Annotated in this window: 19 protein-coding genes; 9 read left to right on the top strand and 10 right to left on the bottom strand. The window is 52.8% G+C overall.

Going from position 1 to position 23,263, the window contains the following annotated elements; all coding sequences use genetic code 11:
- Positions 1–305: 305 nt before the first annotated feature.
- From CODIS_RS14550 to CODIS_RS14540, 3 genes are all read left to right on the top strand, one after another.
- Positions 306–2,867, top strand: a complete 2,562-nt coding sequence (locus CODIS_RS14550) for a S8 family peptidase (protein ID WP_069126615.1) — start codon at positions 306–308, stop codon at positions 2,865–2,867.
- 63 nt (positions 2,868–2,930) lie between these two features.
- Positions 2,931–3,437 (top strand): protease complex subunit PrcB family protein, encoded by a 507-nt coding sequence (locus tag CODIS_RS14545; protein WP_069126612.1) that lies wholly within the window; start codon positions 2,931–2,933, stop codon positions 3,435–3,437.
- A gap of 347 nt (positions 3,438–3,784) precedes the next feature.
- Positions 3,785–4,138 (top strand): hypothetical protein, encoded by a 354-nt coding sequence (locus tag CODIS_RS14540; protein ID WP_069126609.1) that lies wholly within the window; start codon positions 3,785–3,787, stop codon positions 4,136–4,138.
- A gap of 12 nt (positions 4,139–4,150) precedes the next feature.
- On the opposite strand, the gene CODIS_RS14535 is transcribed toward CODIS_RS14540, so the two are convergent.
- The 6 genes from CODIS_RS14535 to CODIS_RS14510 form a co-directional block, all read right to left on the bottom strand.
- A complete protein-coding gene (locus CODIS_RS14535) occupies positions 4,151–4,717 on the bottom strand; it encodes a hypothetical protein (RefSeq protein ID WP_069126606.1) in 567 nt (188 codons plus the stop codon).
- A 187-nt stretch (positions 4,718–4,904) separates the two neighbouring features.
- Positions 4,905–6,851, bottom strand: a complete 1,947-nt coding sequence (gene acs / locus CODIS_RS14530; protein ID WP_069126603.1) for an acetate--CoA ligase — start codon at positions 6,849–6,851, stop codon at positions 4,905–4,907.
- 153 nt (positions 6,852–7,004) lie between these two features.
- Positions 7,005–7,652, bottom strand: coding sequence for an exonuclease domain-containing protein (locus CODIS_RS14525; RefSeq protein WP_235615237.1), 648 nt, complete (start codon positions 7,650–7,652; stop codon positions 7,005–7,007).
- Positions 7,653–7,699: 47 nt separating this feature from the next.
- Positions 7,700–9,571: a putative nucleotidyltransferase substrate binding domain-containing protein gene (locus CODIS_RS14520; protein ID WP_069126597.1), complete on the bottom strand. Its 1,872-nt coding sequence runs from the start codon at positions 9,569–9,571 to the stop codon at positions 7,700–7,702.
- A 182-nt stretch (positions 9,572–9,753) separates the two neighbouring features.
- The gene (locus tag CODIS_RS14515; protein WP_069126594.1) at positions 9,754–11,538 is read right to left on the bottom strand and encodes a sodium:solute symporter family protein; all 1,785 of its coding nucleotides are present in this window, start codon (positions 11,536–11,538) and stop codon (positions 9,754–9,756) included.
- 16 nt (positions 11,539–11,554) lie between these two features.
- Positions 11,555–11,809, bottom strand: a complete 255-nt coding sequence (locus CODIS_RS14510) for a DUF4212 domain-containing protein (protein WP_069126591.1) — start codon at positions 11,807–11,809, stop codon at positions 11,555–11,557.
- A 554-nt stretch (positions 11,810–12,363) separates the two neighbouring features.
- Here CODIS_RS14510 and CODIS_RS14505 point away from each other — a divergent pair.
- Both CODIS_RS14505 and CODIS_RS14500 read left to right on the top strand, forming a co-directional pair.
- Entirely contained in the window at positions 12,364–12,822 is a 459-nt protein-coding gene (locus CODIS_RS14505; protein ID WP_069126589.1) for a tellurite resistance TerB family protein, read from the top strand.
- A 115-nt stretch (positions 12,823–12,937) separates the two neighbouring features.
- A complete protein-coding gene (locus CODIS_RS14500; protein WP_162420240.1) occupies positions 12,938–14,326 on the top strand; it encodes a diguanylate cyclase in 1,389 nt (462 codons plus the stop codon).
- A 310-nt stretch (positions 14,327–14,636) separates the two neighbouring features.
- On the opposite strand, the gene CODIS_RS14495 is transcribed toward CODIS_RS14500, so the two are convergent.
- From CODIS_RS14495 to CODIS_RS14485, 4 genes are all read right to left on the bottom strand, one after another.
- Positions 14,637–15,974 carry a sigma-54-dependent transcriptional regulator gene (locus CODIS_RS14495; RefSeq protein WP_069126585.1) on the bottom strand — a complete coding sequence of 446 codons (1,338 nt, stop codon included), beginning with the start codon at positions 15,972–15,974 and terminating at the stop codon, positions 14,637–14,639.
- Complete coding sequence (locus CODIS_RS14490) at positions 15,971–18,931, bottom strand: ATP-binding protein (protein ID WP_069126582.1); 2,961 nt, start codon at positions 18,929–18,931, stop codon at positions 15,971–15,973. The genes CODIS_RS14495 and CODIS_RS14490 overlap by 4 nt, the downstream gene beginning before the upstream one ends.
- Positions 18,921–19,115 (bottom strand): hypothetical protein, encoded by a 195-nt coding sequence (locus tag CODIS_RS20560; RefSeq protein ID WP_083220787.1) that lies wholly within the window; start codon positions 19,113–19,115, stop codon positions 18,921–18,923. The genes CODIS_RS14490 and CODIS_RS20560 overlap by 11 nt, the downstream gene beginning before the upstream one ends.
- A 108-nt stretch (positions 19,116–19,223) precedes the next feature.
- Complete coding sequence (locus CODIS_RS14485; RefSeq protein ID WP_069126579.1) at positions 19,224–20,192, bottom strand: chemotaxis protein; 969 nt, start codon at positions 20,190–20,192, stop codon at positions 19,224–19,226.
- A gap of 33 nt (positions 20,193–20,225) precedes the next feature.
- Between CODIS_RS14485 and CODIS_RS14480 the strand changes: the two genes are divergently transcribed.
- The 4 genes from CODIS_RS14480 to CODIS_RS14465 all read left to right on the top strand — a co-directional run bounded on the left by CODIS_RS14480 (position 20,226) and on the right by CODIS_RS14465 (position 23,180).
- Positions 20,226–20,429: a hypothetical protein gene (locus CODIS_RS14480; protein WP_069126576.1), complete on the top strand. Its 204-nt coding sequence runs from the start codon at positions 20,226–20,228 to the stop codon at positions 20,427–20,429.
- Between the two features lie 81 nt (positions 20,430–20,510).
- Positions 20,511–20,894 (top strand): DUF6394 family protein, encoded by a 384-nt coding sequence (locus CODIS_RS14475; RefSeq protein WP_069126573.1) that lies wholly within the window; start codon positions 20,511–20,513, stop codon positions 20,892–20,894.
- Between the two features lie 28 nt (positions 20,895–20,922).
- Entirely contained in the window at positions 20,923–22,626 is a 1,704-nt protein-coding gene (locus CODIS_RS14470) for a potassium channel family protein (protein ID WP_069126570.1), read from the top strand.
- Positions 22,623–23,180 carry a hemerythrin domain-containing protein gene (locus CODIS_RS14465; RefSeq protein ID WP_069126568.1) on the top strand — a complete coding sequence of 186 codons (558 nt, stop codon included), beginning with the start codon at positions 22,623–22,625 and terminating at the stop codon, positions 23,178–23,180. The genes CODIS_RS14470 and CODIS_RS14465 overlap by 4 nt, the downstream gene beginning before the upstream one ends.
- Positions 23,181–23,263: the final 83 nt, after the last annotated feature.

The following is a 23,263-nucleotide window of genomic DNA, read 5'->3' as shown; positions in this document are numbered from 1 at the left end:
GGGGCTGTTTTTGCGCCCAGCGGCGTTATCATTCGCTCATGTAGCATAACTACACCTCGCTCATTCTGCCTTGCTGGACACAAAAACAGCCCCAGCAGGGCGTATTGGATTAGTGTTAACAGGCCCTAACAGCCATAAGAGGGAAAATCAGTATTGAATGGTGTCAGGATGTCCGCATTCAGATCATAAGGGAATTTCAGGATTCGTCAATCAATGGCGGCCATCTTTGAAATGTGTGGGGCATCATCTACAATCGATAGTCTGTTGACTATCTGGATTGCATGGATATTACGGGAGCGGGAATAATGATTCGATTGGATAAACTCACTATCTTAGGCCTCTCCCTGCTAGTGACGTCCTTTATCGCGGCCTGCGGTGGCGGTGGAGGAGGCGGTGGTGACAATGGGGGTGCACAAAGTGTAACCGTCAGTGGCAGCCTGATCATTCCAGCTTTCGTGGTTACAGACAGCGATGTCAACGATGTGGTGACGACCCCGGTTCCCAACCATCCATTGACCGCTGCTCAGTCGGTACCCAACCCGGTCAATATCGGTGGATATGTAAATCAGCCTCGGGAAGGTTTTCCCGGCCACTCATTCAACTCAGGTGATCCGGACGATTATTACCTCATCGATATGCAGGCGGGTCAGACACTGCTGCTGAATATCGCCGACCTGGCGAATGATGAGGATCTGGATCTGTTCCTTTATGACATCAACGGCACATTGGTCGATGCTTCGCTGGGGGTCACCAAGTTCGAATCACTGCTGATTCCTGCGGATGGCCAGTACTATGTAAATGTCTATGCTGTAACCGGTGCATCCAATTATCTGCTCTCTGTTGGGTTGACACCGCAAGCCCAGCTGCCGAACGGTGCATTCAGGCTATCTGATGATTTTTTACCGCAGCAGGTCTTGGTCCGCTTCAATGAAGCGTCGGTTCAGGCTCGTATTGAGGACCCCCTGTTGGCGCAGTTCCAGTTCGATACTGAAAACTACGGCGGCGGCGTGCAGCGACTGAAACTGAAAGAACGGGCAGGCGTGGTGGCCTCCAGGGCAGTGGTGGAATCGCAGATGTCCGATCAGCAACGGCAAAAGCTCGATACGCTGCTCGCAATCAAGGCATTACAAAAACGCTCTGACGTGGATTATGCGGAGCCCAATTACATCGTGCGCCCCTCGGCAACGCCGAATGATGAATACTACAGCCTGCAGTGGCACTATCCACAGATCAACCTGCCCCAGGCCTGGGATATCACGACCGGGGACAACAGCGTTATCGTGGCGGTCATTGACACAGGTGTACTACTCGGTCATCCGGAAATGAATGGCCAGTTGGTGGCAGGATACGATTTTATCTCAGATGCAGAGAGCGCCGGCGACGGTGACGGCATCGATAGCAACCCCAATGATGAGGGGGATGCGGTCCAGGAAGGCGCCTCCTCATCCTTTCACGGCACCCATGTGGCAGGTACGATTGCCGCGCGTACCAACGACAGCCGGGGTGCCGCCGGTGTTGCCTGGGATAGCAGGATCATGCCGATCCGCGTGCTGGGTAAGCACGGGGGCAACACGTTGGATCTTGCGGAGGGGATTCGTTATGCCGCCGGGTTGTCCAATGCATCCGGTACGACACCATTGAATCGGGCTGATATTATCAACATGAGTCTCGGTGGAAATGCCGACAGCCAGACAACACGGGAAGCAGTGGCGGCGGCCCGCGCCGAAGGTGTGATCATCATTGCCGCGGCGGGAAACGAGAACACTTCCCAGCTCTCCTATCCCGCTTCGAATCCTGGTGTGGTTTCGGTAAGTGCGGTGGACATCAATCGCAATCTCGCCTTCTATTCCAACTATGGCTCGATGATCGATGTGGCGGCGCCGGGTGGTGATCTGCGATTGGATCTCAATGGCGATTCGAGGCCCGATGGCGTATTGAGCGCAGGAGGGGACGATTCATCCGATACGCTCAGCTATCAGTTGGTGTTCTATAATGGTACCTCCATGGCGGCACCCCATATTGCCGGGGTGGCGGCGCTGATGAAGGCGGCATATCCCGCTATGACACCCGCAGAGTTCGATGCCATGCTCGCCGGAGGAGAACTGACCAGCGATCTTGGTGATACGGGAAGAGACGATCTTTATGGCCATGGCTTGATCGATGCCTTCAAAGCCGTGGACGCCGCGCAACAACGGGGCGGGGGAGGGGTGTCTGTGGATCCGGCATTGAGCGTCAATCCTCAGAGCTTGAACTTCTCCCATAATCTGCAGAGCACCACGCTTTTCATCGAACAGATCGGAGGGGATCTGGGAAGTGTTCAGATTTCAGAAGATATCAGTTGGTTGACGCTACAGGCCAACCAGGTCGATGCTTCCGGTTATGGCAGTTACAGTGTCACCAGCGATCGATCCGGACTGGCTGCGGGTACCTATTCGGGGACTATCCAGATCAACGCCGGAAGTGCAAGCTCGTCAGTGGAGGTCATTATGCAGGTGCTCGATGCATCGATTTCCGGTGATGCAGGCATTCACTACGTACTATTGGTGAATAACGATACCGATGAGGTCATGCAGCAATTCCAGGTTGATGCGGTTGGTGAGAACGTTAACTACAGTTTCAGCGAAGTGGCATCGGGTGACTACCTGATCTTTGCCGGTTCCGACATGGATATGGACGGTATCATATGCGATGCCGGCGAGTCTTGCGGCGCCTATGCAACCGCTTCACAACCCAGCATAATCACCGTTGAATCGAACGATATCATCGAACGGGATTTTACGGCCTCGTATGAATACCAGTCGCCGAGCTCACAATCCCTTGGAATTCAAACCCGGACACTATTGTTGAGACGGCTGGATACAGAGTAAATGAGCCGCTGGAGTTGGCAACGATGCCTGATTCCAGCTCAGTAAGAACTGGAGAATGCCAGGATGTTACGATACATGATGCAATACGATTGGAAGAGATTGATCGGTTTGGGACTGATACTGCTGGTTTCTTCAGGGTGTAATACTATGGCCTCTTCATCCGTCAGTGTGCTTAAACAGGGGTACGTCTGCAGTGTCAACCAGCCTGCGGGCCTGCAGTTGGTATCCGATGCTGTAGCGAAACAGGCGGACAGTACCAGAATTGGCGTCGATACGCCGCAAAAAGATGCGGATACCAGCTTGGATCCGGAGCAATTCTGGATAGTCAGGGTCAATATGGGACAGCAACCCAGTGGCGGGTATGCCCTTCGTCTCATTTCCGACCAACTTGAGATCTCATCCGATACGGCAAGGGTTGCCTTGGAGTGGCTGCAGCCTAAACCCGGATCCGTGCAGATTCAGGCATTGACCTATCCTTGTCTCTATCTGAAGATTGCCAGGGGCAACTACTCACGTTTGGAAATCGTCGATCAAGAGGGTGTGGTCAGACATCACCTGAGTCTCAATTAGTACTTGCCGAAATAACATTGGTGCAAATCGAGTCGTAAAATTTATATTACAAGCTGTCCTCTATCCTGCTCCATGCCCGGCTGATCGTGGATAGCCTTAACCATATAAATTCATGAACTATGTTGTTTCTGGATCTTTCATCAATATCCCTCCATGTGCTTTTCACCAAACACTGTTCGTAATAGAGTGATAGGCAGCGGCTTACGGAACAGTGATTATTTGTAATAATTTGACTGTGGTGTGCAAAAATACCGAGTAAAAATTTCTAATAGGACTAGCATATAGATATAGCTTTTCGGTGAACAACCTGTCATAGGGGTATTCGTGCCGTGTTAGTAGAAGATGCAATGACTTCATTTGATGCACCACATCCTGCCGCCGTGTGGGCTGAAGCCATCTCTCTGGATCCGCTTCAGGTGGATTGTGTTACCACCATTATGTTGACGATTCTCGACAATCAATGCGAAATGGGGTTGGAAGAGCAAATTGCACTCATGGCGATCTACGGTGTGATGAAACACCGTGACGGGATTGTTTTGGAAAAGGCTGTGCATCAGGCCATTGAACGTGCACAGTTATCCAATGATCAGCAGATAACAGACGAGATCCATGAGCTTCGCCTGTATGCCGAGCGGGCCATCCCGCGGCAGATCATGCGCTATTTCAAACGTTTCTTACAAGAGTCTCTGTACGGATTCTGACCTGCAACCCGGTCAGCTTGGTGGAATGATGGAGAAAGAGAGCCAGAAAAGGGCAGCTTCGTCATCCTCTTTCAATGACTCCTTCAGAATGACATTGCCTGACTTAGTGACCCAATGAATCACCGATTCCATTCCCTGTATGACGGGAATCTGGGGATTGTTGTTGGCCGGTGCACCGAGTTGTTGCCAGAGTTGTTGTTTCAACAGTTCATGATAGTTGCCGCGGTAGCCGATCTTTACGCCATTGATCCAGCTGTCGTGGAAAAAAATGGTTACGTAGTGGGCCGGGATATCGTTGTAGATGCCGATGCGTGCGGCACATAATCGATTGCCGAAACCACTTAATTCATCTTTGCATGTCCAGAATATGTCGGGAAATACCTGTTTCAAATCCTCTTCGCTGATTTGATTATCCAGCGCTTCCAAGTTCAATGCGATCTCATCCTCGCCCCATAAGGTCAGCAGTACGATATCCGTGCGTCGCTGTCCGTCTTCCGTAAAGACCAGCCAGAATATCGGGCCGATAACAATGAAGAAGATCAAGAAACGTTTATAAAAAGAGGGTATTTTGAAATTCATGAAGTCATTGACGTTATTTGATGTCGGTATTTATTTCGGCTGCGACGTTACAGTTGTCGATCGCTGATACAATGTCATTCCCCACTACCCCATCGGTATCTTTCAATACCGATGGGGGTTCTGGGTTAGGGGCTGGAATCCATCAAGCGGTAAAAAAACCGTCCGCCAGACACCAAACAGCGGGATGCTACCTGTTTTCCCTGTTGTCGATCAGGTTGTCAACCACAGTAGGATCAGCCAGGGTAGAGGTATCTCCCAGGCTTTCCAACTCGTTGGCGGCAATCTTGCGTAGAATACGGCGCATGATCTTGCCGGAACGGGTCTTGGGCAGACCGGGTGCCCACTGAATAAGGTTGACCTTGGCAATCGGACCGATTTCGGTACGTACTAGTTTTACCAGCTCAGCCTTCAGCTCATCGCTTCCTTCTGTCCCCGCCATCAGTGTGACGTAAGCGTAGATGCCCTGTCCGGTCAAATCATGGGGATACCCGACCACTGCCGCCTCTGCAACCTGGTCGTGCAGCACCAGGGCGGATTCGATCTCAGCGGTACCCAGGCGATGACCTGAAACATTCAGTACGTCATCGACACGGCCGGTTATCCAGTAGTAGCCATCTTCGTCACGACGAGCGCCGTCACCGGTGAAATAGTAGCCGGGATACATGGCGAAATAGGTTTCAAAGAATCGTTTGTGATCGCCATAAACGGTGCGCATCATCGAGGGCCAGGGGTATTTGATGGCCAGATTGCCCTCGGCAGGATTGCCGTCGATCTCAACACCTTGATCATCGAGTAATACCGGGTCCACCCCAAAGAAGGGACGGGTCGCCGAGCCGGGCTTCAACGGTGTGGCGCCTGGCAGCGGTGTCAACATGTGGGCGCCGGTTTCGGTCTGCCACCAGGTATCGACGATTGGACAACGCTCATCACCGACTACCCGGTGGTACCACTCCCAGGCCTCCGGATTAATCGGTTCGCCCACGGTGCCGAGAAGACGCAGACTGCTGCGGCTGGTCTTTTTCACCGGCTCCTCGCCCGCACTCATCAGAGAACGTATCGCGGTGGGTGCGGTATAGAAAGTGGCGACATTGTGTTTGTCGCAGACCTGCCAGAAACGTGAGATATCGGGATAAGTCGGGATCCCTTCGAACATCACACTGATTGCGCCGTTGGTTAATGGACCATATACGATATAGGTGTGGCCGGTAACCCAGCCTACATCGGCTGTACACCAGTAGACCTCTCCGTCCTTGTAGTCGAACACAAGTTTGTGAGTCATCGCCGCCTGTAGCAGATAACCGCCGGTTGTGTGAAGCACGCCCTTGGGTTTGCCGGTTGAACCGGAGGTATAGAGTATAAACAGAGGATCGTCTGCCGCCATCTCTTCTGCGGGACAGTCGGTTGATGCACTTGACATGGCTTCGTGGTACCAGACATCCCGGTCTTCATTCCACTCCACCGGGTCGCCGCCACGTTTGACCACCAAGCAGGTATGAACATTCGGGCATTGGGCGATGGCCTTGTCGGCATTGGCTTTCAGGGGTACCCTCTTGCCGCCGCGCATCGACTGGTCTGCGGTGATCACCACCTGGCAATCGGAATCGAGAATGCGGTCGCGCAATGCATCCGGCGAGAAGCCGCCGAATACGATGGAGTGAACGGCGCCGATACGCGTGCAGGCGAGCATGGCGACTGCGGCCTCAGGAATCATTGGCAGATAGAGAGAGACCCGGTCTCCTTTTTTCACACCACGCGATTTCAATACATTGGCAAACTTAGAGACCTCTTCGTGAAGTTCACGGTAGGTGATCTTGCGATCCTCATCAGGGCTGTCGCCCTCCCAGATGATGGCCACCTGATCACCACGGTTCTCCAGGTGACGGTCGAGACAGTTGTAGGCGACATTCAGTGTGGCGCCTTTGAACCACTCGATGTGCAGATCGTCTTTACCGAAACTCCAATCGACAACTTTATCCCATTTCTTAAACCAGGTGACATACTGTTCGGCTTGTTCCCCCCAAAAGCCTTCCGGATCAGAGATCGACTGCTGATACATTTCCTGGTATTGGGCATCGTTGATATTTGCCTGTGCTGCGAAATCGGCAGGGACGGGGTAGGTCTTGTTTTCTGACATTGGGTTCTCCTCAACGGTGGTTTTTCATTTTCAACAGCAGCTGTGTCTGTGTATGCCGTTACTTTGTTAAGAGCATGCTAGATTATTCCTAAAAAATATAAACCGATATATGAAAACGGTTTTTCTCCAGAATTCTCACTATTCTATTGCCAGTCATCGTGTAAGGAAACGCTTTAGTTGACATTGGCTCAGTTGTGGCACCATCTCAGATGCCATGGCTAAAAACAACTCAGCAGTGGCGACAGCGTCACTCAATGCGTTGTGCGCCTTGTAATTGGGTAAATTATAACGCGGGCGCAGGTTGAACAGACGCAGATCTCCCGGTTGGATGGTGTGATTGCGGTGTTCAAAGATGCGTTGCGCCAATACCAGGGTATCGATAATCGGGATGACAAAGGGTGCGCCGAACAATTTTTCACAGGCGGCACTGATGAACCTCTGCTCAATCGCGGAATAGTGCACCAGCATGACTTTGCCGGCCATGTGATGCAGGAGTTCCTGCAAGGCATCATGGATCGAAACACCTGTCGCTGCCTGGTCATCGGTAATCTGATGGATGACCGCCGACTCTTCCGGGATCTCCTCGTCGATCGTGATCAACTGGTGACGTGCAGTCTCGAGTTTGATGGTCATGTGATTCATCTCAACCAGGCCAAAGCTGAGAATTTTGTCTTTGTGCGGATCGAGGCCGGTGGTTTCAAGATCCAGGGAAACGATCGATAGTTGCTGGCATTGGGTGGTTTTTGCGGTCAGCGGGGTAGAGAGATAGTCATGCAGAATCCCCGGTTCGGCTTTAGCCAAAGCCCTTTTTCGCAGAGAGTCCAAGCTGAGAAATCTTGAAAACATAACTATACGAAACGACCACCCTGGTAGCGGTTTTCCATGGCGTCCTGCATCTCCTGGATTACCCTGAAGGCATCCTTCAGGTGCCTGCGCTCCAGATCTGAAAGCTCTTCCGGTGACAGATAGTTGTCCGGCTTTAACCCTTTACGGATCTGCTCGGCCTGGTGATAGATGCGGATGCTGGCGATAAACTCCAATGCGTCGACCAGGTTCTCTCCCATGTCTCGGCTGAGGACGGTCGTTTCCGCCGCCGCCTCCAATCTCTCTGTGGTATTCACGGGTGTGAGTCCCTGATCAAGCGCGAATACGCGGGCGATATCGGTGATGGGTACGATACCCCGGTGCTTGATGTCGAAGGTGTCATCATGTTTGCCGTCATGGATCAGAACGAAGGTGCGGAAGAAACCGAGTGGTGGTCGGTGATGCAGGGCATTTGCCGCCATGTAGGCGGTGAAGATGCCGTTACCGCGGGTTTTGCTGAGAATATCGCTCTGCAATTCCTTGAAGAGCTCTACCTCGCCATAGATGGGGCGCAGGTCGAAAAAGATACTCGACAGCATCAACGCCATCGGTTCGGGTTTGTTGATCCAGGCATTGAAATACTTTCGCCAGATCCGCAGCGTCTGCCGCCATTTCGGATTTGTCGCCATGGCATCACCGGGGCAGTAGATGAAACCACAGGCATTCAGACCGTCGGAGACCCGATTCGCCAGACGCTCAAAATAGTCCGCGTGCTCAGGTTTCATCTCATCCGATATCAGCATGGCATTGTCCTGATCGGAGTGGGATGTCTGTTCACCACGCGCCTGAGAACCTCCACACAACCAGACGTAACGTACCGGTGGCGGTCCAAGTTCGGCCTCGGCCATCTCGATCAGGCGTGCAGTCAATGAATCGGTGATAGAGGATATGGCCTCGCCGATGTGTAGTGCGGAGGCATTGGAATTGGCGAGATGGAACTGAAGGTCAGGCAGCCGCTCGCTAACGTGAGCCAGGTCGTCCACGGTGGCGGACTTGCGGATATCACTGGCCAGGTAGGCCGAATTCGTGGATTGGTGCCGCGCCAGATCGGTTGCGGTCAACATGCCGACAACCTCATCTCCCCGTTTTACAGGAAGATGATGGACATGGAGCCGCGTCATGGTCATCAATGCCTGGATTGCCATGGTGCCTTCCTGAATGGTCTCCAGATTGGTGGTCATGATCTGGCTGACCGGCTGATCGACGGAGACACCTGCCGCAATACAGCGTTTGCGCAGATCCCTGTCGGTGATGATGCCCGCGAGTTTCGTGCCTTTAAGGATCATCACCGAAGAGACATTTTTGTCACTCATCAACTCCGCCGCCTGGCGGATGGTGCTGTTGATATCGATGGTGACCGGTGTCTTCTTGATCAGATCGGAGACCTCTACAGTCATTTCTGCGACGCAATTCTTATCCTCGCCGTAGTCCTGCAGGGTTCTAACGGCCTGTTTCAGCCGATCCCTGATCGATTCTGCGAAGTGGCGGTCGAAGGCCGGCTCTGTCTTGCGCAATGTTGTCAATACGTAGCACGGCAATTGATAGATCAGGCTATCCTCGACCGCCAGGCCGTGGCTCGCCCTGCTGAAATCGATCAACTGGCAATCGGTGGTGTAGAGGCCACCCTCAGCCAGCTTCTCCACCAGGTTATCCTCATCATCACGAAGCTCGATGGCGCCGCTACGCAGGATATAGATAAACCCCTGCGTCGTGTCAGCGGGTGGGAACAGGCTCCCTCGGCGCAGATAGCGAATTTCGAGGGACTTGGGAAGTTGATTGAGTTGCTCTTCCGGCAGGGCATCGAAAGGGGGGCGTTGTGCCAGAAAATCGCGAATCTCGACCAGTTCGATTTCCATAGGAGTGGCTCGCATACGGCTGGAATTGAATCCCAGTAGTATGGTGAAAAATGTTCATTTTGTAACTATTCAACAGCCCCCTGGTACCAGGCTGGTGAATAGTCACTATACAATGTGTATGCGTTGCAGTTAAAAAGGCCCCGCCGAAGCGGGGCACTCAGTTACTGCTTTAGAGTTTTTGATTAGTGATCGATGGCAGCATCCGCGCCTTTAGGTACACGGATATCCTCCACCAGGTGCTGGATGTGTTCCGGCGGCGGAGCCGTGATCTTGGAGACAAAGATGGCGACCGCGAAATTCACTATCGCACCGATGGCGCCAAAGGCGTTTGGCGAAATGCCGAGGAACCAGTTCGGGCCCAGATCACCGAGGAACGAGGTACCCGGAATGAACATAATGCCCTTGTGCTGGAACACATACAGCATGGTGACGCCGATACCGGAGATCATGCCCCAGATCGCACCCGCACGGTTCATCTTCTTATAGAAGATACCCATCATCAGTACTGGGAAGATGGAACTTGCCGCCAGACCGAAGGCGATGGCCACGGTGCCGGCCGCGAAATCCGGCGGATGGAGACCGAAGTACCCGGCCAGGCCGATGGCGCCCGCCATGGCGATACGTCCTGCCAACAGTTCGTTCTTCTCCGAGATGTCTGGCATGAAAACACCTTTCAGGAGGTCATGCGAGATGGAGGAAGAGATCGCAAGCAGCAGACCGGCAGCAGTGGAGAGGGCGGCCGCCAGACCACCGGCAACCACCAATGCAACAACCCAGTTGGGCAGATTGGCGATTTCCGGATTGGCCAATACCATGATGTCACGGTCGACCTTGGTCATCTCGTTACCCTTCCAGCCATAGCTCTCGGCCTTGGCTGCGAACTCCTTGTTCTTCTCGTTGTAGTACTGGATACGGCCGTCGCCGTTCTTGTCTTCCCACTGCAACAGACCGGTCTTCTGCCAGTTCAGCATCCACTGAGGCACCTTGGCGATTTCGATGTTGCCTTCGGCGCTTCCGACTTCACCGGTTTGAATCGTGTTCATCAGGTTCAGGCGTGCCATGGAACCGACAGCAGGTGCTGTGGTGTAGAGAATGGCGATGAAGACCAGTGCCCAACCGGCTGAAGAACGTGCGTCCTTAACCTTGGGTACGGTGAAGAATCGGATGATAACGTGGGGCAGACCCGCAGTACCGATCATCAGGGAGAGGGTATAGACAAACATGTTCAGCTTGCTGCCCATGACCTGAGTCGTGTACTGGTTGAAGCCCAGATCGGTCACCACCTGATCGAGACGATCCATCATATAGGTGCCTGAGCCATCGGCCATGGAACTACCGATACCCAACTGCGGGATCGGGTTGCCGGTAATGTTCAGGGAGATGAAGATCGCCGGTACGGTGTAGGCGAAGATCAACACACAGTACTGGGCGATCTGGGTATAGGTGATACCCTTCATGCCGCCCATTACGGCGTAGATGAAGACTATGCCCATGCCGATGTAGAGGCCGGTGTCGTATTCGGTCTCGAGAAAACGAGAGAAGGCGACGCCGATGCCCTTCATCTGACCGATTACGTAAGTGATCGAGGCGATGATCAGACAGATGACCGCGACGATACGCGCAGTACGCGAGTAGTAACGATCACCGATGAACTCAGGTACGGTGAACTTGCCGAACTTACGCAGATAGGGAGCGAGCAGCAGTGCCAGGAGCACATAACCACCGGTCCAACCCATCAGGAAGACAGAAGCGCCGTAGCCATTAAAGGCGATCAGGCCTGCCATCGAGATAAAGGAAGCGGCGGACATCCAGTCAGCAGCGGTCGCCATACCGTTGGCGACGGGGTGTACGCCCCGGCCAGCCGCATAGAACTCACCTGTGGTTCCCGCGCGTGCCCAAAAGGCGATACCGATGTAGAGGGCGAAGGTCGCGCCGACTACGATATAAGTTAATGTTTGCAGATCCATGAGTCAGTTTCCCCCATTAGTCCTCATGGACGTCAAATTCGACATCCAGAGCATTCATGCGTTTAGCGTAGACGTAGATCAGCACCAGAAAGGTATAGATCGAGCCGTTCTGAGCAAACCAGAATCCCAATCCGACACCACCGATCTTAATGGTATTCAGCGGTTCCACTAAGATGATGCCGAATAGGAACGAGCAGATAAACCAAATCGCCAGTAAGATGCTTACTAAGCGAATATTGGCTTTCCAATACTGTTCAGCAGTTTTATTCATGTCATGATCACTCCGCCATATAAAGAAGTTCTGTCATTAAGCGTGTCTGTCACTTGCGATGACTCCTGTCGTTATAGAGTGAAGCGAGATGATCTATCCCTGAAGTGAACAAACACCACGTTGTGTTACCGCGCCGATAGCGATCACACAATGCACTATTTTGTGGCGATAAACTGGATATTGTCAAATAAAACAATAGCTTAAGCGTTAAAACTTTATGCTGCATGGCAGCATCTGCGTTACCATAGGTAACGTCGGTGTATAGGGTATGTAACCGAAAGAATCGCCACGCGTTTCCATCGGTAAGAAACATTTTTTTTCCATGCTCGTGGGAAGGAGCGGAAAACGGTTGCCCGATCTCACCGGTTATACTCGGAGATCGGTACCGGGTTGGATCAGAGATGCTTTCACTCTACCGTGATAACATAAATTTCAGACCGAACCGTAACCCGCCTGAAGAGAAATGCCGGCCAGCTCTCATGATGGTGGATCTCGACTGTCAGCAAATTGTTGACTATATGACCAGGCAGTGTGGACATTTTTGGTAGACCCAGATGATCAAAGCAATCAAAGATTTTTTCGATAGCTATCTCATCCCGAATGTTGAAGAAGAGAGAGAGCAGTTGGAGCATTCGATAAGGTTGGCGGTTGTGGTATTGCTGATCGAGATAGCCGAGGCAGACTATGAAAATGCGCCTGAAGAGCGGCATGCCATTCTGAATGCGATACAGAAACAGTTTGCCTTGAACAGGGTATCGGCAGAGCAGCTGATAGCGCTTGCCAGGCAGGAGCATCAAGAATCCACCGACTATTTTCAGTTTACACGCCTGATCAATGAACACTACTCGGCAGAACAGAAGGTCAAAGTGGTGGAAGCATTCTGGCGGGTAGCCTTCGCCGATCAGGCACTACACCATTATGAAGAGCATGTCATTCGTCGGCTGGCCGATCTGATTCACGTGTCTCACAGTGACTTTATCGCTGCAAAACATAGGATTATGAACTCTTCTTAAGATTTAATTGCTTATTTGACCCTCATTGATGACTCCATTTCCTAATCGGTTCCGACGGTTCATGGTATAGTCAGAAGTGTGAAGTTATAGCTGCAGTTTGATGGAAGCAACACTCATGCAAAACAAAGAAGATCCGAAGAAAGCAAAATCATCACTTAAGGGGCGCTTGCTGATTGTAGATGATGAATCTCGTCATGCGGATAGCCTGGCAATGATGGTGGCCAGTTGGGGGTATGACGTAGACACCGCCGAGGATGGGGCAAAGGCCGCGGGTCTTTTGATCTCCAAGCCGTTCGATGTGGTGTTGCTGGACCTCCACATGCCGGTGGCGGACGGCTATAAGGTCATGGATTTCATTCACAAGCGTGGGCTGAAGACACGTATTATCACCATATCCGGTGATCCCTCCATGGATGACGCAATCAAATCACTGAAAAAGGGGGCGGATAACTTCATTCGCAAGCCGGTGACTCCGGTCGATCTGCTCAAGGCAATTGACGAGAGTCTGAGAAAAAAGGTCAAGGAGGAGCAGAGGCAGGGGGTCAAACGAAAGATCGAGATTAAGAGCAATCTGCACCGCATGATGTTCGATGTCGCTCCCAATCTTCAGTTTCTACTCGATACCAAGGGTAATTTTCGCATGGTGAATACGGTCTTCACCAAAGTGACCGGATATTCCAAACAGGAGATTCTGGGCAGGCATTGGAGTTCATTGGTTGAGGGCGACCAGATCGATCGCATGCACCATGTCTTCGAAGAGCGGCGTACTGCACCGGACAGATTTCCGGAGGTCGAGCTCAGATTGCGTTGTAAAGAGCCCGATGGTGAGAATCCGGGCAGGAAGCCTAAAACCCTTCTGGTGGCCCTGCAGTCCAGAAGGCTCTACACGCAACAGGGTAAAAAACGAGTCTTTTTTGGCACCTATGGCGTTGGACGTGATATCACCCAATACAATAAGATCGAAGAACTCAACAAATATCAGGAGTTCCATGATGACCTGACCGGACTCCCCAGCCGGGTGCTCTTCGAGGATTATCTCAGCTTCGCGCTGACACAGGCCAAACAGGACAATACGCCGTTGTGTCTTTTACATGTCGTGTTGGTGGACTTAAAACAGATCAATGAGCGTTACGGCCACTCTGCTGGTGATGAATGTTTAAAGACCATTTCAGCCAGACTTAAGCGTCAAGTCCGCAAGGGCGATATTCTTTTGCGCATTGACGGCAGCGAATTTGCTCTCTTATTACCCCATATTCAGGATGAAAAATCGGTCATTCATATCTCGGAAAAGTTGCGTATCGGGCTCTCCAATCCAATTGAGGTCAATGGCAGAAACATCACCCTCGATCTGACCATCGGATCGGCAGTCTTTCCGAAAGACGGTGAAAACAGCGACGAGCTGCTTCGTCATGCCCAGACCAGTCACGGGTTCCACCCGCTGTCGAAGCAACGGCATCTGCTGCAGACATCGAACTGGATCAAGCTGATAAAGTCACAGCATTGATCCTTAACCCGCGATCGCCTCTTCTAACCGTAGGGTGCGGCTTGCCGCACCGAAACCATCCTCTGGCGCTGCGGTATCCCTGATCATGCTTGTGAATGGTGCGGCAAGCCGCACCCTACGGGCGATTGGTTTAGCCGCAAATTTACCCAAATTACCGCGAACCATTGCAAGTGGTATGTTAAGGCTGTGTCTGTAGATGACATCCTGGGGAGTTCTGAACCCTTAGCGTAGGGGAATTACGATTTCATGCTACAGATAGATTGCGTTTGTTTGCGGTGATTGGCGTCCATTTGCGGCTTGCTAAGATCCCTCAACTTTTCTTGCCCTTTTTCTCCCGGGGAATGCCGAAACGCTGTCGACGCTCCCATAGCGCTTTGCGGCTTATTCCCAGCTGTTTGGCAAGCTCCGTTTCGGTCATATGATCCTGGTTGTCGAGTACAAAATGGCGAAAATACTCTTCAAGGGATAGATTATCGGCGGGATTGTTACTGTCCATGCGTTTGGTGGTGATATGGTGGTCGATGGCCAGCAACTGAGGTGTGATATGGTCACCTTCGCAGAGGATAACCGCACGCTCGATTGTATTTGCCAGTTCTCTGATATTGCCGGGCCAATGGTAGCGCCTGATGGCTTCAAGGGCGCTCCTGCTGAGGCTCAATGATGGACGGTTGAGCTGGCGACAGTATTTGGTCAGGAGAAATTTAGCCAGCGATTTGATATCGCTGCCCCGCTCCCGAAGCGGAGGCAGGGTCATTTCAACCACACGCAGGCGGAAATAGAGGTCGCTTCTGAAAGTCTGCTGTTGGACCAATTTACGTATATCCCTGTGGGTGGCGGCGATAATCCGGATATTGGGTCCACTGTTCGACGTCTCCTGCTGAGCGCTATAGTCATCACCCTGCAATACACGCAGCAGCCGAGCCTGCGCAGCCATGGAGAGTTCGCCGACCTCATCCATAAAAAGGGTACCGCCATGGGCCTTCGCAAGCAGTCCGCCACGCCGGGTCTCGCCTTCATTCTGGTGGCCGAACAACTCGATCTCCACCTGATTTTCAGGTACAGCGGCACAGTTGAAAACGATAAAGGGCGATTGACTGCGTTGGCTCTTTTCATGCAGTGCACGTGCGACCAGTTCTTTTCCGGTGCCCGACTCCCCGAGAATCAATACTGTGGCATCAGTGGGTGCTACCTTATCGATGCGTTTAAAGACATCGATCATTGCCGGGCAGTCGCCAATCATGCCCCTTACCGGATAGCTTTTATCCACCTCCGATTTGAGAAACTCCTGCTGACGGAGCTGGCGATCTTGTTTGATGATTCGCTCCACCACAATCAATAACTCATCGTGGTCGAAGGGTTTGGCGATATAATCGATGGCCCCCAGTTTCATCGCATCCACCGCAGAACGGATACTCGCATAGCTGGTCATGATCAGAACCGGTACCGGTGCCGCGGCCTCGATTATTTGGGTCCCGGGCGCACTGGGTAACCTGACATCACTGATGATCAGGTCGAAGGAGGCGAGGGGGCTGGATTGCGCCTCTTCTACCGAACCCGCTTCCGTGATTTGATAGCCGTTACGCTCGAGCAGACGCTTGACTGCTCGGCGGATGACCTCCTCGTCTTCGATGATGAGTATCTGATTCATGATGTCTCTGCGATGATGGCGTTCAGGCCTGCCTTTGGAAGATCGATAATGACCCGGGTGCCCTTGTCTTTTTCAGAGTCGATGCTGATGGCGCCCTTGTGGTCTGAAACTATTTTATAGGCGATGGCGAGTCCGAGCCCTGTGCCGTCGCCTGGAGCCTTGGTGGTGAAAAACGGTTCGAATATATAACCTACATCCTGCTCCCCGATGCCTTCGCCCTGGTCCTGCACCTCGATTCTCACCAGATCATCGATTTCATCGGCGCTCAGTTCCACTCGACTGTCGGGTGGCGAGGCATCGCATGCATTGGTGAGGATGTTGACCAGGATCTGCGAGATACCCTGGCGATCCGCAGTGATCGTGAGGTCGGGTGGACACAGGTTTTCACAATGGACCTGACGTCCGTGACGGGTTAATTTCACCAGACGCATCGCTTCGTCCGCCACCTCCCGTATTGAGAAAACGCATATATCGCCGCCGATACCGCCACTGCGGCTGAAGTTCATCAGTGTCTTTACGATTGTGGTGATGCGTTGGGTCTGGTTGATAATCTCTTCGATACTTTCCCGCACCAATTCCGGATCGTCCTCGTGGCGCAGGTTCTGCGCCAGGGATGCAATGCCGGTCACCGGATTTCCAATCTCGTGAGCCACCCCCGCCGCCAGCCGGCCGATCGAGGCCAAACGTTCGCTGTGGGCTAATTCAGCCTCCAGTGTCTCCAAGTCGGTAAGGTCCTCCATCAGCATAACCTGGCTGGTGCGCGCCTCTTCCACGGGGTGATCCACCGGCAGTGGTGCCGGAATGGCGGCCTTGTGCAGATTGAACCAGCGACTCTTCCCTTGATGCGTGACTTCCAGATGGTGTATGTGCTCATCCGATGCGGAGGCGAAGCCTGTCAGCAGATGTCCCCATGGGGGAGGCAATCTGTGAATCGAAACGCCGATGGCATCCCGAGCGGGCACACCGGTCATCACTTCCATGGCCAGATTCCAAATGGTCACTGTGCGTAGCCTGTCGATGGTGCAGACACCCAGCGGCAGATCGAGCAGGACCTGCCGGTGATAACGACGCAGATTGTCGAGGTCGGCACTGAGACCGCGCAGCCGCGTGCGTGAGTGCTCTAGCTGATCCTCGATAAAACGCATGGAATCTGCCAGCGCGGACTGGGTGTGGATATCCAGTTGCAGCCTTCGGTTGATGATCATGTGCGCCAGCTGCGGCCCCAGCAGACCGGACAGATTTCGCTCAATACGTTCACGCAGTCGACGCAGTTGCGCCGGACGTGTCTCGTTGACCGGCAGGCTGAGGTCTCTGAGCGCCTGTTCCACCTCCCGTTGTGCGGCTTCGCTACCCAGCATCTGCGATAATTGTTTGGTGAACTGGGCGGTTGAAACGGCGTTGACCATGCCCCCCAGAGGCACCAATGACTCGCTGCAACAGGCCTGCGCAGCCTCTCTTTCGCCTAGACTCTGCTTACTCAGCAGAGACCCTAAAACAAACAACAGGGTGTTGGCGGTGAGTGTCCAGAAAGTTGCGAATTCCCACTTGTCCATGCCGGATGTAGCCAATAGGGCCGGTATATCGAATTCGGTCCGCACCAAACCTGAACTCTCCAACAGCGGGATCAACAGTGTTCCCGTCCAGACGCCTATACCGGCCAGCAGGCCCAGGATGAAACCGAGACGGGTGGCGCGACGCCAATAGAGAAGTCCGATGATACCGGGAAGGAACTGAGCGACCGCGACGAAGGAGATCAAGCCTAGCTGGACCAGTCCCTGATGCTTTTCCAACAAAACATAGAATCCGTATCCCGCCATAATGATCAGGGCGATCAACAGTCTGCGGCCCAATAGCAGCCAGCGATAGAGATTGACCTGCGGATCGGGAAAATTGGTGGGGAGCAGGATGTGGTTCAATGTCATCGACGACAGCGCCAGCGTGGTGATGATCATCATCGCACTGGCTGACGAAATACCGCCGATAAAGGCGAGAAACGGTAACCAGGAGGGGCCTTGATCGAGGGTGATGCCGAGGGCGAAATAGTCGGGTGGCATGCTGAGACCGAGGGCCTCTCCACCCCAAAGAATCAGGGGTATCGGTAAATTGATCAGCAGGAGAAAAAGAGGGAAGCCCCAGGTGGCGGTCTTCAATGCCTTGGGTTCCAGGTTCTCCGCGAACAACATATGGAATTGCCGTGGTAACAGAAAGGCGGCTGCAAAGGCCAGTAGCAACAGGGTCGACCAGGGACCCTCTCTGACTGGCTGATAGAGGCGATCGAGCATCTCAGGATGTGCGGCAAGCCATTTGTCGAGGCCTGAAAACCCATCGAATACGCCAAACAGCGTCACCAGGCCGATGACGAGTAAGGCCACCAGTTTGACGATCGATTCAAATGCAATCGCCAACACCAGGCCCCGGTGTTTTTCGCGACTGGCGCTGTGTCTGGCGCCGAACAGGATAGCGAACACCACCAGCGTGGAACAAAAGATCAAGGCCAGGATGCGTGGCGCCACAGTATGGCTGATCATCTGCAGGGAGTCGGTGACTGCGCGGATCTGCAGTGCAATATAGGGCAGGGTGCCCACCAGCATGAACAGGGTGACCAGAATGCCCGCCAGTTGACTGCGATAGCGGAAAGCGAACAGGTCGGCCAGGGATGTCAGCTGATATTCACGGGTAAGGCGAAGCAGTGGTTGAATCAGGATTGGCGTCAGGGCGAATGCCAGTGTCACGCCCAGATAGATGGTCAAAAAGAGATAGCCTTGGGTCTTCGCGAAGCCGACGCTGCCGTAGAAAGTCCAGGTCGTGGCGTAGACACCGAGAGAGAGAACATAGGTCAAAGGGTGGCGTATCAGGCGCTCGGGAATTCGACCGCTGTCTCCCGCATGGGCGATGACGAACAGCAATCCCAGATAGAGAAAGCCTATACCAAACAGTAACCAGAGATCATGGCTCATGGTGTCGTTGATTGATCCATGCAATGAAGCAAATGACCGCCAACCAGATGAGATAGGGGAGGTACCATGGACTTCCCGGAGAAGTCCACCAGATCATGATGGGCGTTGAGAAGAGCAACAGGATCAGCAGACCCAGGGCTACGGTGCGGTCAATCAGTCGGTCGGGTGGCGGTTGTTCTCGCATCCCTAGAGCCTAGCAGTCGTTACTTTAAGTAACAACCCCCGGCAAAGAAAAGCAGCCAGCTTCAGTCGCTGGCTGCTCGGGTGTGTCTGTGTTGAGCGATATGGAACGTCAAGAAGTTTTCTGGCCGTGAATATTGTCGATCATCTCATGCAATTTGGCAGACAGCTCGGTGGGCTCAAATTTCGGCACATAGGCGTCTGCGCCCACGCCCTTGCCCAACGCCATATTGGCGTCTGCCGAAAGAGAAGAGTGCATGATAATGGGAATATCGCTGAAGCGGGCATCCTCCTTGATCTTCTTGGTAAGCACATAGCCGTCCATTTCCGGCATTTCTACGTCGGTCAATATGATCTGTATGTAATCGCTGGGTTTGTGATCGGTGGCGGCAGCCCGTTCGGCGACCTCTTTGAGTTTGCTCCAGGCCTCTGCGCCATTGGTGGTGCCGATATATTTGATGCCCATATGTTCCATGGTGCGGATGATTTGATCACGGGCGACGGCGGAATCGTCGGCGAACAGCAGTGTGATATCGCTATCGCCGATATCCTGGATGCCATCGAAAATTTCCGAATTCTGTCCGAATCCCGATGTCTGGCTGAGGACCATCTCCACATCCATGATCATGACCAATCGCTTATCCTTCAGCTCCGTGACCGCGGTCACCAGTCCGCCATGCTGCTGCGCCATCATGGTCGGTGGCACTTTTACGTCTTCCCAGGCCAGGCGCTCGATGGTATCCACTGCATGCACCAGGAAACCCTGCACATTTTTGTTGTATTCCGTGACGATTAGAATACTCGGCCTCTCTTCCGTCTGAATACCGCAGAAATCAGGCAGATTGATCACAGGAATCATGTTTCCCCGCAGGCTCACCATTCCCTCTACCGATGGGGGCATGTCCGGCGCATGGGTGATTTCCGGCACCAGCATCACTTCACGAACCTTGAAGACATTGACGCCATAGGTCTCTTCTCGGCCGGTTCGGATATCTTTACCCAGGCTGAAAAGAAGGACCTCCAGTCGATTGGTGCCGGCCAGGCGCGTACGGTCATCTACAGATTTAATAAAATTTGACATGGTCCTGTTACTCTAAAAAAGAGGGCGTTTTCTGTGGTCGGAGCGGAACTTGATAATGCTGAAGCTCTGTTCCTCATGCATTTTGTAGCGGTCAGGCAGCAAAAAGCTTTAGCCGGTGCAGCCTGTTTCGCTGCAGAACATGGTCGTTTCACAGGTGTCATCGAAATCAGGATGAGCGAGCATGCCGGATTAACGGTATCCGGTCATGTTGGTCACGACCGGATTCGCGGGCAATGACTAAATGACTGGAAAAAAAGTATCTTTTACACCAAGATCTGATTCATAAGTCTTTCGATGGGTAAATAGAGGAGAATCGGTGTGAATCCGGAGAAGGTGGTTTTTGGTTTTTTCATTGTACTTGCCCTGACACTGAATTTTGGTTTTTTTGTCGGTGAACTGGACAACCCGGATCATCACCATGTCTACGAGCTGTTTGCAGTCATCGTGGTCAATCTGATCGCCACTGTACTCAAGTTCGGTGATCGGACCCAGATGGGTGCGGTACTACTGGCTACCAGTCTGGTTGCCTTGCTGCAGCTGTTCGCCGCCGCCCTTGTATGGACGGTGGCGGTGCACGTCACCGAGAGCGGTCTTACCACGGTCACCATGGCCAGTATCGTCTCACTCTCCGGCGGTGTAATGTTGGCGAATGTGGTTTCCGTAATATTGTTGATCATCGAGACCGTCATGCTACGCCGTTAAACAGAGCCAGGCGCGGTCGTTTCACCCCATGAACAATATCTTCTTTCTTATCTTCAGGCGCATGCGGGCGCCGCTGTTGATCCTGGTGATGACCTATTCGATCGCCATGCTGGGTCTGGTGCTGATTCCGGGCAAGGATGCCGACGGAAATGTTGTATATATGGATTTCTTCCATGCCTTCTACTTCGTCAGTTTCATGTCCAGCACCATCGGGTTCGGCGAAATACCCTTTGCCTTCACTGCGGGACAGCGTCTATGGGTCAGCTTTTCCATCTTCTTTACCGTGGTGGTGTGGCTCTACTCCATCGGTACGGTATTGGCCCTGCTCAAGGATGAAACCTTTCAAAATGCTTTAACTGAGCGGAGATTTACCAAGCAAATCAATAGAATGCGTGAATCTTTTTATCTTGTTTGCGGGTATGGTCAAACCGGTGAGGCATTGGTCAAGGCATTAACTGACAGAAACCAGCACGCGGTTGTGATCGATATACTCCAGGATCGTGTCAATATGCTAAAGCTGGAGAATCTGCGTGAGTATGTTCCCGGCCTGTGTGGCGATGCCAGTCTGCCGGACCATCTCCTTGAAGCCGGCCTTAAGCATCCGCTGTGTGAAGGGGTGGTGGCGCTGACCAACGCCAATGAAGTCAATCTGATGATCGCCATAACAGCGAAATTGCTGCATCCCGAAATCGGTGTGATCTGTCGGGCCGACTCCCATGATGTGGAAAAAAACATGGCCTCCTTCGGCACCGATTTCATCATCGATCCTTTCGATGCTTTCGCGCTGCATCTGGCGACCGCTATTCAGGCGCCATGCCTCAGTCTGTTGCAGGATTGGCTCTCCCTGGGGCAACGGGATATGCTCAACGATCCTGTCTATCCCCCCTCGAAAGGACTCTGGGTGATTTGCGGTTATGGCCGCTTCGGCAAGGCGGTCTATGAAAAGCTTGTGCGCGAGGGGTTGGAGGTTATCGTTGTGGAAGCGGAACCCCAGATGACGGGGACTCCGTCCTCACCCTACATTGAAGGCAGGGGCACTGAGGCGGACACCCTTCAGCAGGCGGAGATTGAGCGGGCGGTCGGCCTGGTGGCGGGAACCGACAACGATGCCAACAATCTCTCCATCATCATGACCGCAAGGGAGTTGAACCGGGATTTGTTCGTCATCTTACGCCAGAATCTCAAGCACAACGATGCAGTGATAGAGGCTGTAGGGGCGGATATGGTGATGCTGCCCAGCGATATTATTGCCAACCGTATTCGGGTATTGTTAGGTGCTCCGATGCAGCACCAGTTTGTTAAACTTGTTTTACATCAGGATGATGAGTGGGCCTGCCAGCTGATCAGCAGGATATCCGCCCTGGTGACGCATCACGCGCCGGAGGTGTGGGAAGTGGCTTTTTCCGAGCGCGATTCACATGCTGTGTGTGCTTTCGTCAAACGCGGCAATCAGCTGACTCTTGGGGATCTGATGACGGATCCCCGGGATAGACACAGTAAACTCTCCTGTATTCCGCTGATGCTCTATCGCCACAATGACTATTTTTTACTGCCTGAAATGGACCTCAAGGTACAAAAAGACGATCATTTGCTCTTCTGTGGATCTTACTATGCCAAAAACCGCATGCTCTGGACCCTGCAAAATGAGAATGCCTTGAACTATATTCTAACGGGTGAGTCCAGGCCGGAGGGGTGGGTCTGGCGTCTATTAAGAAAAAGAGAGGTGATATGAGACCACTACTGGAAAAACTCCACAAAGACCATATCAATCTGGCTCGTCTGCTCGATTTGTTGAGTAGAGAATTGGATGCACTGAGTGCCGGTCGTGAAGCGAACTTCGATCTCAAGATCGAAATGCTGGATTACATCGAGCACTACGCCGAACAATCGCATCACCCCACCGAAGATCAGATCAATAAAATTGCCTTCCGCAAGAAATCGATGCAAGCACACAAGGCACTCTACGATCGAATAAGCAAGGAGCATGGCGACCTGATCGGGCTGGCTCGAACATACAGAAAGACCCTGGAAGGGGCCATGCAGGGTGAGGTGCTGTTGAGAGAGGAGGTGGAGACGAGGGGCAGGGAATTCGTCGCCCTGCAGCGACAGCATATCGACCTTGAGGAACAAGAGGTCTTTCCTCTGGTGGAGAACGCCCTCAACGACAAGGATTGGGAAAAACTCGAGGGTCAGATTTCACATGGCGAGGATCCCCTGTTCCACCGCCAAGACTTCAATCGATTCCGCAGTCTCATCGACTATTTGAAGGCGCACGAAGACGAATAACATCTGATTCACAACTACGCTCAACATCTTTTTTAAAACATCATTTATACGCCTGCTGGCCCTAGCCTAAGGGTCGAATGCAA

This window comes from Candidatus Thiodiazotropha endolucinida (assembly GCF_001715975.1).
Classification (GTDB): domain Bacteria; phylum Pseudomonadota; class Gammaproteobacteria; order Chromatiales; family Chromatiaceae; genus Thiodiazotropha; species Thiodiazotropha endolucinida.
The sequence above is the reverse complement of the archived record's forward strand: the minus strand, read 5'-3'. Positions and strand labels throughout refer to the sequence as shown.